Source organism: Alkalibacter saccharofermentans DSM 14828, assembly GCF_900128885.1.
GTDB lineage: Bacteria > Bacillota > Clostridia > Eubacteriales > Alkalibacteraceae > Alkalibacter > Alkalibacter saccharofermentans.
Genome location: NZ_FQTU01000006.1, coordinates 115,644 through 132,563, shown reverse-complemented (window position 1 = coordinate 132,563; position 16,920 = coordinate 115,644). Strand labels below are relative to the sequence as shown.

Annotated in this window: 14 protein-coding genes; 13 read left to right on the top strand and 1 reads right to left on the bottom strand. The window is 37.4% G+C overall.

What is annotated here, in order from left to right:
- The first annotated feature begins 141 nt into the window (after window positions 1–141).
- From BUB93_RS05805 to BUB93_RS05770, 8 genes are all read left to right on the top strand, one after another.
- Entirely contained in the window at window positions 142–1,380 is a 1,239-nt protein-coding gene (locus BUB93_RS05805; RefSeq protein WP_073270144.1) for a helix-turn-helix domain-containing protein, read from the top strand.
- Between the two features lie 106 nt (window positions 1,381–1,486).
- A complete protein-coding gene (locus BUB93_RS05800; protein WP_242945390.1) occupies window positions 1,487–2,359 on the top strand; it encodes an AraC family transcriptional regulator in 873 nt (290 codons plus the stop codon).
- A gap of 215 nt (window positions 2,360–2,574) precedes the next feature.
- Entirely contained in the window at window positions 2,575–4,029 is a 1,455-nt protein-coding gene (locus BUB93_RS05795; protein WP_073270143.1) for an MFS transporter, read from the top strand.
- A gap of 78 nt (window positions 4,030–4,107) precedes the next feature.
- Entirely contained in the window at window positions 4,108–4,545 is a 438-nt protein-coding gene (locus BUB93_RS05790) for a universal stress protein (protein ID WP_073270142.1), read from the top strand.
- A gap of 71 nt (window positions 4,546–4,616) precedes the next feature.
- Window positions 4,617–5,492, top strand: a complete 876-nt coding sequence (locus BUB93_RS05785; protein ID WP_242945389.1) for a sugar phosphate isomerase/epimerase family protein — start codon at window positions 4,617–4,619, stop codon at window positions 5,490–5,492.
- A 60-nt stretch (window positions 5,493–5,552) separates the two neighbouring features.
- A complete protein-coding gene (locus BUB93_RS05780) occupies window positions 5,553–6,740 on the top strand; it encodes a Gfo/Idh/MocA family protein (protein ID WP_073270141.1) in 1,188 nt (395 codons plus the stop codon).
- Window positions 6,741–6,768: 28 nt separating this feature from the next.
- Window positions 6,769–7,773, top strand: coding sequence for a Gfo/Idh/MocA family protein (locus BUB93_RS05775; protein ID WP_073270140.1), 1,005 nt, complete (start codon window positions 6,769–6,771; stop codon window positions 7,771–7,773).
- Complete coding sequence (locus BUB93_RS05770; protein ID WP_073270139.1) at window positions 7,770–8,639, top strand: sugar phosphate isomerase/epimerase family protein; 870 nt, start codon at window positions 7,770–7,772, stop codon at window positions 8,637–8,639. The genes BUB93_RS05775 and BUB93_RS05770 overlap by 4 nt, the downstream gene beginning before the upstream one ends.
- A gap of 191 nt (window positions 8,640–8,830) precedes the next feature.
- On the opposite strand, the gene BUB93_RS05765 is transcribed toward BUB93_RS05770, so the two are convergent.
- Window positions 8,831–10,030 (bottom strand): helix-turn-helix domain-containing protein, encoded by a 1,200-nt coding sequence (locus BUB93_RS05765; RefSeq protein ID WP_073270138.1) that lies wholly within the window; start codon window positions 10,028–10,030, stop codon window positions 8,831–8,833.
- A 169-nt stretch (window positions 10,031–10,199) separates the two neighbouring features.
- Between BUB93_RS05765 and BUB93_RS05760 the strand changes: the two genes are divergently transcribed.
- The 5 genes from BUB93_RS05760 to BUB93_RS05740 are packed head-to-tail and all read left to right on the top strand — an operon-like array spanning window position 10,200 to window position 16,784.
- The gene (locus tag BUB93_RS05760; protein WP_242945386.1) at window positions 10,200–11,732 is read left to right on the top strand and encodes a sugar ABC transporter ATP-binding protein; all 1,533 of its coding nucleotides are present in this window, start codon (window positions 10,200–10,202) and stop codon (window positions 11,730–11,732) included.
- 12 nt (window positions 11,733–11,744) lie between these two features.
- A complete protein-coding gene (locus BUB93_RS05755) occupies window positions 11,745–12,704 on the top strand; it encodes an ABC transporter permease (RefSeq protein ID WP_084117018.1) in 960 nt (319 codons plus the stop codon).
- Window positions 12,705–12,721: 17 nt separating this feature from the next.
- Window positions 12,722–13,960: a type 1 periplasmic-binding domain-containing protein gene (locus tag BUB93_RS05750; protein WP_073270135.1), complete on the top strand. Its 1,239-nt coding sequence runs from the start codon at window positions 12,722–12,724 to the stop codon at window positions 13,958–13,960.
- A gap of 22 nt (window positions 13,961–13,982) precedes the next feature.
- Window positions 13,983–15,026, top strand: coding sequence for an ABC transporter permease subunit (locus BUB93_RS05745; RefSeq protein WP_073270134.1), 1,044 nt, complete (start codon window positions 13,983–13,985; stop codon window positions 15,024–15,026).
- A gap of 3 nt (window positions 15,027–15,029) precedes the next feature.
- Complete coding sequence (locus BUB93_RS05740; protein WP_073270133.1) at window positions 15,030–16,784, top strand: glycoside hydrolase family 3 protein; 1,755 nt, start codon at window positions 15,030–15,032, stop codon at window positions 16,782–16,784.
- The last annotated feature ends 136 nt before the right edge of the window (window positions 16,785–16,920 follow it).

Sequence of the window (16,920 nt, the reverse complement as noted above, 5' to 3'; positions counted from 1 at the left end):
TTACTAGTAGGAATTATATAAAGGAGTAAGGGAAAAATCTAAAACAAATATGACTAAAAAAGCATTAAAGTTGCACATATTTATTTTTTGACATAATATATTTATAAAATAAGGGCTATTTAACTGAAAGGGAAATTTGTAATGGAAAAAGCAAAAGGTATTTGTGAATTGATTTGCATTACTACGAAAGTTGACGCTGCGTTATTGAATAAGAAAGGTTTTGTGGAATATTTATGGACAATCTATTCCACGCCGGAAGTGTTTAAAAAAGTTATTGAAATTGACTATATGGATATACAAAAAAGATGCATCGATAATCCCCCATATAATTATGTAGTATATTCCGGGCCGATGAAATTGAGCTATATAGGATTTCCTGTTAGCGATAGTTTGGAGCATGTAGCCACATTGGTAGTGGGACCATTTTTAAGTGAAATGCCAACTCAGAACATGATTGAAAACATAATTGTGACAAATAAGCTTAAGAAAAATAATTATAGAGAACTAAAAGACAGTTACAATTCTCTAATAGTAAAGGATGACAAAGAAATTAAGGCCTTGGGAAATATAATAGTAAACCTTTGTATAGGAACATTAATTGAGAGCAAAGCCACGATTATCAAAGGCGATTTAGACAGTGATTTTACAATAGACATAGAAGAAAACAAGCTGGACCTGGCTAAGCTAATAGAGGATGGACACAAAGGGAGAGCTGTTTTGCTGCATTTGATAGAAAAAGGAGCTTCTGAAGAAATCGATGAAATGTTCAATAAAAAAGTATTTATTGAGGGAATAAAATCTTTGGATATATTAAAGAGAGTTCCAAACAATCCCCTAAGGGCAATGAAAAACATAATGCTATCTCATAACTCTTTATTTGGTTGGGCTGCCGAGCAAGGAGGCTTGAATGCAATATATGTGCATTCCATGACTGAAAGATATGCCTTTGTCATAGAAAGACTTAACAATGTGAGTGAACTGGGAGAGCTCCATCAGGAAATGATCGTGGAATATTGCAAAGCGGTTAGAGCCAGCAAAGATCAAGGATATGGAGTTATTGTAAAAAAAGCGATTGACTATATTGATATAAACTATAAAGTAAATTTCGAGATATCTGATATTTCAAAAAGTTTGAATATCAACGAGTCGCACTTGATGCGTCAAGTAAAAAAAGAAACAGGCTGCACGATTAAGGAGCTGATCAATCTAAAGAGAGTTGAAAAAGCAAAGTACCTATTAAAATACACGAATCAGTCGATATTAAATATTGCCTACTCAGTAGGTTACAATGACCCTTCCTACTTTTCCAGAGTATTTAAAAATCTTGTCGAAGTCACCCCGAGAGAATATAAAAAAAACAAAATATTATACAATGATTAAACCAATCTGCAAAAATAGTGATAAAAAACGCAAAAATTGAATAAAGCATTGTGTATTGATGATGTACAATAAAGACAAATGAAAAGGAATACATGGAGGGAATATCGTGAAAAAGGATTCGGCTCGACAACATATGACCAGACAGCACATGTTAAGCAGCAATTACGAGATATACCACTACATGGACAAAACTATACGAAACGTGAAACTGCATCATCATGATTTTTATGAAATCTACTTCTTTATATCTGGGGATGTGGAGTATTACATTGAAGGGGAAATATACAAATTAAAACCGGGAGACCTGGTTTTAATAAATACTACCGAACTCCACCAGGCTCAAATCAACAAATGCGACAAGAACTATGAAAGAATAGTACTTTGGATAAACAAAGAGTTTCTTAAAGGCTTGTCATCAGATAACACCGATATAGCAAATTGCTTTGAGTCTGAGGATAAAAAGACTATAATCAATATCGATTTTGACATTCAAAGAGACATAGAAAGTCTTTTTCACAAGCTTCTTGAGCTTGATAAGTTTAAAGGAATAGGAAAAGACCTTCTTTCAGATGCATATATGACAGAGTTGATGGTAAAAATCAATAACCTTGCTGTGGACGAAAAACAAGTCTACGACAACGAAACGAAAAAGAGCGCATTGATAGACGATATGATAGGTTATATAGAAGATAACATCTGTGATGAGCTTACTATTGATTTTCTTGCTGAAAAGTTCTATTTGAGCAAGTATCATTTATCAAGGGAGTTTAAAAAGTACACTAACGTTTCAATCCACAAGTTCATCAAGCTAAAAAGGCTGATACAAGCAAAGGAACATATATTGCAAAACGAGTCAATAACCGACGTCTACATTAAGTGTGGGTTTGGTGATTATTCAAATTTCTTTAGGGCTTTCAAGCAAGAATACGGAATAACACCTAAACAGTTCTACAAAATCATGAAAAATAAAGATGCTTAAAGGACAGGCGCAGAATCTAGCTAAAAATAGCTTTGGACCATGCGCCTTTAAATTACACAAAATACATAAAAATCTAAAAAGAATAAAAATTACTAGAGCAATTTTTGCAAGTTTATAAGCAATAATTACAAACTGTTTGTAAACGGTATCTGATAAACTTTAGTCATCAGCTGATCTGATTAAAGATTAAGATAAAAAGATTTTGGAGGTTAATTATGGAAACCAAGAAAAACCAAGTAGTTCACAACCAGGCGAAAACGTGGCAAATCGCACTGTTTGCATTAAACAATACGGCCACAAACCTTTATATGTTCGCATTTATGTTTATAGCATACTACGCAACTGGGGTAGCGGGATTATTCGTCGTCGCAGTCAGCAGCGTATTGACATTCATGAGGGTGTGGGACGGATTTACCGATCCAATCATAGGCTTTATTATCGACAGAACAAAAACCAAGTTTGGAAAGTTTAGACCCTTTATGGTTCTGGGAAATGTCGTTTTAGCAATTTTGACCCTAGTGATATTCAGAACCACCCACTTGGTTCCTGAAGGATTTAGATTCATATACTTCGTGCTCATGTACGGTATATATATCATAGGATATTCATTCCAGACAACGTGTACGAGAGCGGCTCAGACCGCCCTTACGAATGATCCTAAACAAAGACCTATGTTTTCATTATTTGACGCACTTTATAACTCGGCACTTTTCATCGGACTTCAGAATTTTGTAGCAGTATACTTGGTTCCCAAGCACGGTGGCTTTACATTAAGCTTTTTTAATGAATTTACAGTAATCGCTATCATTACATCAGCGGTATTCACAGTACTTGCAGTAATAGCCATATCATCTAAGGACGTGGAAGAAAACTGGGGAATCCCGGGAGACAAGCCTGTTAAATTCAAAGAGTACTGGCCTATATTAAAAGGAAACAGACCTCTTCAGATGCTAGTTGTTTCTGCTGCCACGGATAAACTGGCCATGACCACAAGACAAAATGCAGTGGTAGGTGTAATCATTTACGGAATATTAATGAGCAATTACGCTCTGTCAGGACAGTTGATGCTAATAACCACACCAGTTACCATTATAATTACATTCATGGGAATTGGATACGCTAGGAAAATGGGAATCAAAAAAGCTTACGTGCTGGCAACTTGGGTTTGCATCGCACTAAGCGCCATATTCTTCATATTCTTAAGAGCGATAGACATGACGACAATATCACTTGTAAACTTCAACGTAAATACGTTTTTATTCCTGGCACTGCTATCGCTTATAACAGGAGTATCGGCAGTTGGCGGAAACATCGTAATACCGATGATTGCAGACTGTTCTGACTATGAGACGTACAAATCGGGAAGATACATACCGGGCATGATAGGAACAATATTTAGCTTCGTAGATAAGCTTGTATCTTCTCTATCAGCAACTTTTGTAGGATTTACAGTAGCCTTGATAGGATTTAGAGATGCATTTCCGGAAGTTGATACACCTGCTTCACCAGGGCTTTTCTGGGTTGGCATGTTCCTGTTCATCGGGCTTCCTGTAATGGGATGGCTTGCATCCCTTGTAGCTATGAAGTTCTATGAGCTGGATGGAGAAAGAATGGTAGAAATCCAGCAATCGATCCACGATAAGAAAATGGAAGCTGGACTTAACAACTGATAAAGCTTGAAACATATATAGAGGGCGTATAAGCGCCCTTTATATACATAAATGAATTTGATTTTAAGGAGGAAGACCATGAAAAAGATACTTATTCCCATAGACGGATCCGAGTTTTCTGAAAGAGCCTTGGAAAAAGCAAAAGAAATCGCCACTTCATGCGGAAGCGACATCGTACTTTTAAACGTAAAGGACAGACAGGTGCCTTTCGATGTGGGAACGATTATGGAGTCGGGAACTACAATAAAACACCTGATCGACTCCAGCGCCTCGAAAGCAGAAGAAATAATTTCTGGTGCAAATGAAGCATTAAAAGGCTTTGGTGGGCAAATAGAAAACGTGATTTTAGAGGGCAAGCCTTCTGACGCTATAATTAGTTATTTGAAAAAAAACAAAGTAGACCTTGTTGTCATGGGTTCTCACGGAATAAGCGGTGGAGTGCAAAGCGTAATGCTGGGAAGCGTTGCAAGCAAAGTGCTGCACCATGTAGATGTACCTATTATGATAGTAAAATAATATGCTGATTTATTAAACTTGACAGGATGAATTTATTTCATCCTGTTAAGCGTTAAGAAAGGAAGAGTGTAGTGCATAAAGAGTTAATGATTTCGGGCTTTTCTGATGAGATATCAAACGATTTTGACGAACAGCTTAAAAGCGTCGCACAAATAGGCATGGAGTATATCTCATTAAGGGGAGTGGACGGAAAAAATATCGGAGAGCATACCTTGGAGGGAATAAAAGAATCCATCCTTCCAAGACTTAAAAAAGCAGGTATTAAAGTTTCATCCATAGGATCTCCAATTGGTAAAGTGGAAGTGTCGGATGAAGAAGGATTTGAAAAGCAAAAAAAGGTCCTTGAGACTTTGTGCAAGGCATGTAAAGAGCTAGGCTGCAGCTACATCAGAGTATTTAGCTTCTATATTCCTGAAGGGGAAGATCCTAATAAGTACAGAGAAACAGTAATAAGAAAAATAAAAGAGTTTGCTAAAATTGCAGAAAAACACCAGGTTGTACTGCTTCACGAAAATGAAAAGGATATATTCGGAGATACGTCGGCAAGGTGCAAAGCTCTATTTGACGAAGTCAACTCTTCGGCATTTAGAGGTATATTTGATTTTGCGAACTTTGTCCAGTGCGGCGAAGATACAAAAAAATGTTACGATATGTTAAGAGAATATATAGACTACATTCACATCAAAGATGCAGTTTATACAGACAGCGAAAACGTGCTCTGTGGAACTGGGGATGGGAAAATCCCAGAGCTTTTGGCAGAGTTTATAAATAGCGGCTACAAGGGTTTTTTGACATTGGAGCCTCATCTGGTTTTGTTTGATTCTCTTAAAGACCTTGAAATAAAGGATGCTCAAGAGGTGATAAAAGCAAAAAGCGATATGACAAATTATGAAGGCTTCAAGCTTCAACACGATACCCTCATAGGGATACTAAATGATATTCTATGATGATCAGATAGAAACGCGATTGCGTCTAGACGCAAATAATATATTTGAGGAGATTTTAAAATGAAAAAAGTTAGAGTAGGTTTAATCGGAATAGGTGCTCAAGGTGGTGCGTATGCGGCGTTTTTGACAGGAAAGCCGGGATTTGGAGGCATAATTGCCGAGAAGCCTGAGCATATGGAGTTGGGAGCGTTATGCGACATAGACTCAGAAGTCGAAAAAAAGTGTGCAAAAGAATTCCCTGAAGTAGCATTTTATGGTGATTACAAGGAGATGATCGAAAGCGGCAAAATAGATGCAATTATTACGACTGTACCCCATTATCTGCACACGGAAATGGCTATTTATGCTCTAAGCAAGGGAATCCATGTTCTTGGAGAAAAGCCGGCTGGAGTATACACAAAGCAAGTAAAAGAGATGAATGATTATGCTGACACAAAGCCGGATCTTGTCTTTGGGATAATGTTTAATCAGAGGACAAATAAACTCTATCAAAAGATAAAAGAAATAGTAGACAGCAAAGAGCTTGGAGAGATAAGAAGAACCAACTGGATCATAAACAGCTGGTGGAGACCCCAGACTTATTATGATCAAAGCAGCTGGAGAGCCACTTGGGGCGGAGAAGGCGGAGGAGTCTTAGTAAATCAGGCACCTCATCAGCTTGACCTTTGGCAGTGGATCTGCGGTATGCCTAAAAAGGTTTATGCCAACGTAAAGTATGGAAGCCACAGAGATATTGGGGTAGAAAATGACGTTACTGCTGTTGTGGACTACGGAAACTGTGCTACAGGAACATTTGTAACATGCACCCATGACCCGATTGGAACCGACCGATTTGAAATAGATTTCGACAATGGAAAGATAGTGGTTGAAGACAGCAAGAAAGCCACGATTTATAGACTCACTAAAAGTGAAAAAGAAATGAATGAAACCATGAGCATGATGGATGTAGCTATGCTTGTGCAAGGAAGAGGAGAAGGCAAGCTCTTTGATGAAGAAGTGATAGAAAATACCGATGGCTGGGGAGTTCAACATGTAACTGTAATGGAAGACTTTGCAAAAGCGATTGTCCATGGAACGCCTCTTTTAGCACCGGGAAGCGAAGGAATCAAAGGAGTGGAGCTTGCAAATGCCATACTTCTATCAGGTTGGCTAGGCAAGGAAGTTGAAATCCCGGTAGATCAAGAGCTCTATTTAGACGAGCTTAACAAGAGGATCGAAGAAGAGGGCAAGTTTCCAACCAGAGGGTAGCGCTGCTCTTTAAGCGAGGAGAATAAATATGATTAGGACAGGGATTATCGGTATGGGAGATATAGCTCCAATACACATTGAAGCTCTTAACAAAACCAAAAATGTCAAAATAATCGCCGCATGCGATATAGATGAAAGCAAGAAGGCGGTATTTAAAGAAGCTGCATTTTACACCGACTACAAGGAAATGATGGAAAAGGAAGAGCTAGACTGCGTACATATCTGTCTTCCTCATCACTTGCATGTGCCTGTATCTGTTTACTGCGTAGAAAAAGGCCTTAACGTCTTCATGGAAAAGCCCCTGGGGCTTAATATCGATGATTGCAAAGATATACTTGAGGCTGCCAATAATAGCCAAGCAAAACTAGGGATATGCCTTCAAAATCGTGTGAACGAAACCACCGAAAAGCTAATGGAAATCGCACGTTCTAAAAACTACGGAGAGATAAAAGGAATCAAAGGACTGGTGGCATGGCACAGGCCAAAATCCTACTTTGATGAAAAGCCTTGGCGAGGCAAACTCGAAACTGCCGGAGGGGGAGTCATGATCAACCAAGGGATACATACCCTTGACATCATGCAGCTGATCGGCGGCGAGATTGAGTGGGTTAAGGGTAGCGTATCGAGTCTTTTAGACTATAGAGTTGAAGTTGAAGATACGGCAGTAGCTAATATAAAATTTAAAAACGGTGCGAGTGGGATGTTTTTTTCAACCAATGCAAACATAGAAAATTCAAGCATCGAAATCGAAGTTTTGTTTGAAAAGGCAAGATTTACCATAAAGGGAGATAGGCTTTATAGGACAGACAATGATAAGCTGGATTTGTTAGCTGAAAACACAAAGCTGCCGGGATCGAAATTCTACTACGGTGCCAGCCATAAAAAGCTGATAAATAAGTTTTACAAAGCAATCGAAGAAGATAGTGATGACTACATAAAAATAGAAGAAGGCATAGATGCCATGAAGCTTATAGAAGCTATTAAGCGATCTTCAAGTGAAAACAAAGAGATAAAATTGGAGGAACTTACATGAATAAAGGATTGATAGGCGTTCAAATGATGATGCTCAAGGAAAAAGTCGAGGAGATGGGCGTACGAAACGTAATGGAAAAACTAAGCAGCATGGGATATCATTGCGTCGAAGTAAGCCAGATACCCATGACGCCCGAAAACGTTGAGAATCTAAAAAAATCCTGCCAGGAATTTGACATAAAGATTGCAGCCTTATCTGCGTCTATAGAGCCGATGTTTCCTGGAATGCCTGGGGAGTATTTGTCTACGGATTTTGACAAGATAGTTTCTGATTGCAAGACCTTAGGCTGCAGCTTCTTAAGGATAGGGATGCTTCCTATGACGCTCATGGGAAGCCGTGAAAAGGCTCTGGAATTTGTAAAGATAGCCGATGGTTATGGCAAAAAGCTTGCGGAGCATGGAATCAAGCTTTATTACCACAACCACCACGTGGAGTTTGAAAGATACGAAGGGGAGACTCTCCTAGAAATAATAAAGAACAATACTGAATATCTAGGATTTGAACTTGACGTTCACTGGATCCAAAGAGGTGGAATGGATCCTGTAGAGGTCATAAAAAGCTTCGATGGAAGAGTGACCCTTCTACATTTAAAAGACTACAGGATAGGCAAGCTTGAAATCGACTTTTCAAAAGGGTTTGATATGAAGGAGTTTATGGCTAAATTTACAGGTGTGGTAGAATTTGCAGAAGTAGGAGAAGGAAATTTGGATATGCCAGGGATAATCCAGGCTGGACTTGAAAGCGGCAGCAAGTATTTCCTCATCGAACAAGATGACCAGTACGGAAAAGATCCCTTTGACTGCCTGAAGACGTCAAGAGACAACCTGATCAAGATGGGTTATGAAGACTGGTTCAAATTGGACTGACAATAACAAACAGCCCCGTTCTTTAAATTTCAAAGAACGGGGCTGTTGTTATTTAAGGGAGTCTTCATAATCTATAAGCCGGGTGCTACCGAGGACTTCAGATGAAAACTGAAAATTAGAAATACAGGGGACTCTATTATTGACATGGAGTTTTGAGGGAGTTAAAAGCTTTATTTCATTTTTAGTCTGATTTATAGGTATTTAGGATTCTTGCGATATTCAGTCGGTGTGACGCCATATTTTTTTTTAAAGACCTTAGTGAAATAATTGTAGTCATAAATTCCCACAGCAGAAGATATGATCTTAATTGGCATGTTTGTAAAATTCAATAAATTTATTGCGCTTTCTAATCGTCGGTTTCTTATAAATTCAGTTAAAGTTAAATCTAATTCTGATTTAAATAAACCTGAAAGATAATTGGGTGATACGCCGATTACATTAGCGATCACTTTAACAGAAAGACTTTGTTTTAGATTTGACAATATATATTCAAGTGTATTCTTAATTATTGGAGAATATTCTTCTGAACGATACTTTAATACAAGCGTACAAACGTTGTCTATTGTTTGAAAGAGTATTTTGTCAAGTTCTTCCTTTGAGTTAATATTAATAGAAGCTAGTCTATCGGCACTAGTTATGGAATCAAGGGCCACCGATGATACTCCTTGACTCTTTGCTGCAATTCGTATTAATGTACGAGCTATTGCGTGCCCTTGTTGAACTTGAAACAGGTGGTTATTGGAATTTGAGTCATTGACTGCAGCACGTTTTGAGATAATTCGGATGAGTTGCTTTGCCGCAGCTGAATTGCCCTGTGAAATATTTTCCATAAACTGGCCCTCAAAGTTATGAGTTAGCTGTACATATTCAGGATTCTTATTTTCACGCTCTATATCTACAGCTAAATTGTATTCTTCCAGATCAATGGAGATGTCAACCTGATAGGGGATTTCATCTTTAGGATATAAAGCTTTGAACAAGGCTTGAATAGTATGCACTACAGTAGACTTCTCGATTTTAGGTAAGGTTTTATAATGTTTTATCAAATCATCTATATGGCTTTTGGATAGTTTAGCTACATTCATTAAAGAAGCGAAATCATATCTTGACTTGTCTGCTGTTTTATATGGTCCTAAAAACAAGTACCACTCATCCAAAGAGACAAAGCAGTAGGATATATCAAAGCTGTCTTTGAAATGGTAGATGGTTTTATCTTTCGAAATGGAAATGAAGCTATCAAATCGATTTGGAGATTTGAAAAATGGACTGGGCACTATCAAAAGTTTCGAAATAGAGTCTAAAACACCAGCACCTTTTGATGGGAATATGTAAAAGTTCACCTCTAGTAATGCGGTAATAATATGTTTTGCAACCTCCAAGCTATTTTCCATGGGAACCTCCAATATTAGTGATTATGAAAATGAAAATAATATGATTTAGTGTCTAAAGGGTTAAATACTAAAAATTGAGTACAAAATTACTAATTATATGAGTTTTATTATATCATACGATTACGGGAGTAGATATAATAATAGATAGATTTTTAAGATTTTATGGAGGATGATAAAGACAATGAATAATAGTAAGCTTGATAAAGGAACTGCTCCACATTTGGAAATAAAAGATCTTTGCAAGCAATTTGGTATTACAACGGCATTGAATAAGGTCTCATTTTCTGTAGGAAAAGGAATTGTGTGTGGTTTAGTTGGAGAAAATGGAAGTGGAAAATCGACTCTAGCATCAATCGTAGCTGGTATGCAGAGCTCAACAAGTGGCGAAGTTTACTTAAAGGGGAAACGCTGGCAACCCAAGAGTGTTTTAGAAGCGCAGAGGCTGGGTGTGGCAATGATTGTCCAAGAAATGGGCACGATAGGCAATGTAACTGTTGCAGAAAATATTTTTCTTGGACAAGAAAACGTTTTCGCCAAAGGGCTCTTTATTGAGAGAAAAAAACTATTTACTGAGGCACAGAAGCTACTGGATTCATTGGGAATAGATAGTTTTGATGCAAGAACTTATGTAGGGAAATTGGATATGCAAGATAGAAAGCTGGTAGAAATAGCAAAAGCGATGTACTGGAAACCAGACATATTTATCGTTGATGAAACGACAACGGCTTTGTCTCACACCGGGAGAACACTTCTATATAGGCTTATTAGAGAATTATCACAAAATGGTGGCACGGTACTATTTATAAGTCATGATTTGGAAGAAATGATGGAACACTGCGATCAACTCATTGTTCTTCGAGATGGTGTATACGTTGGGGCATTAGAAAAAAAAGATTACGATGGAAATATAATAAAAAAAATGATGGTAGGCCGAGAGCTTTATGGTGACTATTATCATGCGGATTTGGATGGCTATTCTGACGAAGTAGTATTAAGAGCTGATTTCATAACAACTTTACATGACTTGCTTGGATTTAGCATAGAACTTCACAAAGGTGAAGTGTTAGGGATTGGTGGTTTGTCAAACTGTGGGATGCATACGCTTGGCAAAGCCTTGTTTGGAGCAGAAAAAATTCTTGATGGCAAAGTGTATACAGGGAATGGCACTGCCATTAAGTCGACCAAGGACGCTATAGAAAATAAGATAGGTTACATGTCTAAGAATCGTGATCAAGAGTCACTAGGTCTCAATGCGACAGTCAAGGAAAACATTGCAAGTGTAGGTTATAAGCTTAATCGAGTATTTGGACCGATTATATCATATCGTAAAGAGAGCGATTATGTGAATAAGCAAATAAAAGACTTATCAATCAAATGTGCATCACCAGACCATCTAACTAACACTCTTTCAGGAGGGAATAAACAAAAAATTGTATTTGGGAAGTGGATTGCTGCAGATTCTGAGATTCTCATCATGGATTGTCCCACCAGAGGAGTAGATATCGGTGTGAAGGCAGCGATGTATAAATTAATATATGAAATGAAAAAAGCAGGTAAATCGATTATTTTAATTAGTGAAGAATTGCAAGAACTCATTGGAATGAGCGATCGGGTCATTATCATAAGAAATGGTGAGATAGCATCGGAGACTTTAAGATCCGAAGGTTTAAATGAACATAAATTAATTGAATCCATGGTATGAGGAGGTATACATGTGAGAAGATCATTTTTATCAATTAAAGAAAGTCCTTTATTTGCAAGAGTTTTGCCGGTTTTAATTTTGATAGCAATAAGTGTAGTGTTTACTATCATGACAAATGGAAAATTTAGCGAGCCAAGAAATCTTATGTTAATTATAAATCAAGCCATGATCACAGCTACTATTGCTACTGGTGCGGTATTTATATTTGGAACAGGGAATGTAAATATTGCCATGGGTGCCTCGACATCCCTGGTAGCGACAATTGCAGTAATGGTGTATCTGAGTACCCAATCAATTCCTTTAATGATTTTATCAGGAATTGCCATGGGGGTTGTTATAATGATGCTTATGTCAATTCTTAGCACGATGCTAAGAGTTAGCGTGATGTTTGTATCTATAGTTATGATGGTGTTGCTAGATGCAATAAAACAAACAATACTAGGTGCGGGAACAATTTCAATACCTTATTCGATTACATCAATGATGACAAGAGTAAATTTTACTTATATAGCTTTTGGAATATTTTTCATATTATGCCTAGTGCTATTCCATTTAACGAGTATAGGAAGAGCGATTAAATTCATTGGGGCCAATAAGTATTGTGCTGAGCAAAGCGGTTTGTTTATGAATAAGTATTTATTCTTAGCATTCACGATTACTGGCATAGGAGTTGGATTGGCTTCAATGATGATTATATTGCGAACCGGTAGCATCAATGCAAGCACGGCATCGAGTTTAAACATGGATGTGGTATTGGCGATTGTGTTAGGAGGGATGTCTGTTTTTGGAGGAAGTAGGTCTTTTGTGTATGCGGGAGTATTGGGGGCAATTACTGTTACTTTACTGAATAATGGCCTGCTTATGTTAGGTGTTAGCCCTACAATATTGCAATTAGTCAGAGGGATTTTCTTTCTGACATTGATTTTTGCCGGTCAAAAAAGACCTGAAATGTTACCATCAGGAGAAATTTAAATTAAGGGGGAAAAAAAATGAAAAAAAGATTTACTGCATTATTTTTGGCTACAGTGTTACTTGTTTCGGTCTTTACGGGGTGTGCTAGCTCCAGTGATGAGATTGATGGGGATTCAAGTCAAACGTATACAATTGCTGTAGTTTGGCACGGTATAGACGAAACGACCCAAATGAGAGCAAATTATCTAGCGGATGAACTTGGACCAGCGTTGGGATTGGAATTTATTTTTTCTGAAGAAATTGTTGAACCGGACCAGCTGATGACCTTCATAGAGAACGCATATGCATCCGGAGCTGATGCTGTGCTAAGTACTTTTACGGATGCAATCGAACAATACGCTTCGAAGTGCGATGAATTAGGTTTATATTTAGCAATACAAACTTCTAGATACCCAGATGAAGTTGCTTCATTGCCTTATTTCATGGGAATTAGTGGGGTAGATATATCAAAAGTTGGAGATGCATACGCAGAACTTTTATCAAACAACATTGACCCTAATGAAAAACGTAATTTTATAGTTGTAACAGGTGGCGCAGCTATGGGAGTAACATCTCATATGGAAGCGACTTCGTCAATGCTTAAACAGCTGCAAGAGATTTACGGCTTGACTTATGAAATGGACATTGATGAATTAACAACTTTATCATCTACAACTGAGATTTCAACTGGTTCAGAAATAAAAATTACAGTTGTTCCAGGTTTCCCGAATATGGATGGATATGTGGCAGGGTTGTCAGGAATTCTTCAAACTGGTGAATATGACACGATGATGTCAGTCTACAACACGACTACTACATTTGCAACTGCCATTGATGAGGTTGAACGCGCTCTTAACAAAAATATAGTAGTATTGTCTAATGCAAATTTTGGAGAGGGCACAAAAACTGCTTTTGAGACATTGGATTCTACAGGCAACCCAACGCTAGAAGGAGCTGTTTTGTATTCTATGACTGCTCAAGATGCATTTGGAGTGATGATGCTGTACAACGGTTTGACAGGAAATTCAGATGTTATAAAACCTGAAGGCAAAGCTGCTAGGTTTGGTCCAGGAGCATTGGTTGCTAATAGTCCTGAGGAATATAATCAATTAGCTTTGCTTGACACTTCATCAGAGACATACAGCTATACATCGGAAGAGATTAAAAACTTAACAAAATCACATAATTCGGATTTGACTTATGAGGATATTAGAGAAGTAGTAGATGCATTTTCGTCAGAGGACCTACTGACAAGAAGGGGTTTATTAGAAAAATAATTATTCTTAGGAGAGATACACAATGGAAGCAAAAACAAAACTGAGCAATACATTAAAGAATGCTCTTAAAGTATTAGCATTTCCCATGATGACTTATTTAATCATGGAAGGACTGGTGTACATGTTGATGGGAAGGCATCTAATTACATCAACACTAGACATTAGAAATCTTGTAAGAGACACGGGTATTTCTGTAATGATTGCATTTGCTTTGTCATTGAATCTGGGTAGTGGCAGGTTTGACCTGTCGCTAGGTGCTCAAAGGCTAATTGCCACCATTATTGGTGGCAATATAGCCATAAGCCTAGGGTTTGGTGGCATTGGCATACTGGTAGTGGCTATGTTATTTGGCCTTTTCTCTGGTTTTCTAGTAGGCATTGTTTTTATTACATTTAGAGTGCCACCCGTCATTTTAGGTATCGGTATGGCTCTTATATACGAAAGCATTGCATTTGCAGGATCGTCGGGACAAGGGTTGCGTTTGTTTGGAGTTTCTGATGTTCAGATTCTCGTTGATCCTACTTTTACAATATTAGTATTAAGCATTGTCACAATATTGATATTTGCGTTATTTACGTATAGCAAATTTCGTTACGATATGCAAGCAGTAAAAGGCTCACAGAAAATTGCAATCGCTTCAGGGATTAATGTATTTAAACATGTTGTGATTTGCTATACAATAGGCGGTGGTCTTGTAGCAATTGCGGGCATATTTAGTGCTGCATTTACAGGGTCGTTAACTCCTGTATTAGGAATGAGCAGTAATGGAACTGTCATATCGATGGCTTTTCCAATGTTTGTGGGTCTTTATCTTGCTCGTAAGTCAAATGTAGCCATTGGAATAATTCTAGGGACTTTATCGTTGAAGTTTTTCTCTATCGGATTAACTGCGCTAAGATTATCTGGAGCACTTACCAGTGCGATAAATATGATAGCCTTCATTGGATTTTTGGTGTTTCTTGCCAATAAAGATCTTCCTAAGAGACGAAAAGCAGAATTAAAGCGAATTAAGCAAGTAAAAGAAAAGAAAAAGCAACTAATGAATGATTTAATAGTGGAGGGCTAGTTTATGGTGGTACTAAATAAAACGCCATTCAATTTAAATGAGAGGCAAATTGAATGGGTGAACGAAACAATAAACAATATGACACTAGAAGAAAAGATTGGGCAGTTATTTGTATTACTTAAGCCCAATCAAGGCATCGATGAAGAAAAGATATCAGAACAGCTTAATAAATACCATCAAGGTGGATTGCGTTGGCAAGGTGGCAATAAAGAAGAAGTCTATAAGCAGAACATGACATTTCAAAAACACTCACAGATACCTTTACTAATTGCAGGCAACTGTGATGATGGAGGGGTGGGGTGTTTGCCAACTGAGGGAACATTTGTTGCAACAGCGGCACAGGCTGCAGCTAATGAATCAAATGAAACTGCGTATCATATGGGATTGGTTTCCGGTCGGGAAGCTACTAGTATAGGATGCAACTGGCTATTCAATCCAGTCGTAGATATCTATATGAATTGGCGTAATACTATTGTCAATACTAGATGTTTTGGGGACAATGCAGAAACAGTGATAAAGAATGCAAAAGCTTATATTAAAGGCGTTAAAGATGCAAATCCAAACATGGCTTGCTGCGCAAAACATTTTCCAGGGGATGGTGTTGAGGAATTAGATCAACATCTTGTATTGGGAGTTAACGATTTAGATGTTGATCAGTGGGAAGAATCGTTTGGAAAAGCATACCAGTCGATGATTGATGATGGAATTGAATCAATTATGGTTGGGCATATTGCTTTTCCGGAAATGAGTAAAAAACTAAGACCCGATATAAAAGATAGTGAAATTATGCCAGCCACGTTAGCCCCTGAATTATTACAAGGTTTATTAAGAGATAAGATGAATTTTAATGGTTTAATTATTACAGACGCAACACATATGATAGGCTTTTCTGCAGCGAAAAGTCGCGAAGAGGCACTACCCTTAGCAATTGCTTCAGGCTGTGATATGATACTGTTTGCAAATGATATTGAAGAAGATATAGAGTTTATCAAGAACGGAATTCAAGAAGGAATTATATCACATGATAGATTAGAGGATGCTGTGATAAGAATTATTGGTTTAAAGGCGAAATTAAACTTGATGGATAAATCGGTAGTGTTTCCAAGTCCTGATTTAAAAGATAGATGGGTATCATGCCGTGAGCATGAAAATTTTAGAAGATTAGCAGCAGATAAATGCACTACATTGGTTAAAGATACAGCAAAGTTTATCCCAATAAATCCTAAAGACAAGAAAAATATTTACTTAGTTTATGTACAGTCAACACCCAACAGCAAAGCTTATGAGGGTGATCCTGTTAAAGATGTAGTTGAAGAAGAATTAGAATCTCAAGGATTTTTAGTTCATAAAGCTCCAAATTTTTATGATTTAGAAGTTGAAAATGGTCCCTCTCCTAAAAATATGGGAATAATGATGGACTCACGTTCCACTAGAAAAGAGTTTAAAGAATTATATGATTTGGCTCTTATAGTTATAAACGTTAAGGGCTATGCTCAAGAAAATAATGTGCGTCTACGATGGAGTTGCCATCATAGCGTTGAAATACCATGGTATGTATCTGAAATACCAACTATAGGTATTAGCTTGAATTATACGAATCATTTAATTGACATTCCGCAGGTGCGAACATTCATTAATGCCTATGGTAGTAATAGAGAAAATATTAGAGCAGCTATCGAAAAAATGTGTGGGTTATCAGATTTTAATGGTATTGCGAGTGAAACGGTATTTTGTGACAGATGGGAAACAAGGCTTTAAACGCTCGTCTATAAAATAGAGGTTTTAAACTTTTGAGCAGGTGAATTTGAAGTCAAATTATATTTGAAGGGAAAGATTATAGTAAAATAGCATATAAAATTATTTAAAACCATTGATAAATGAGCTCAAAAAATTA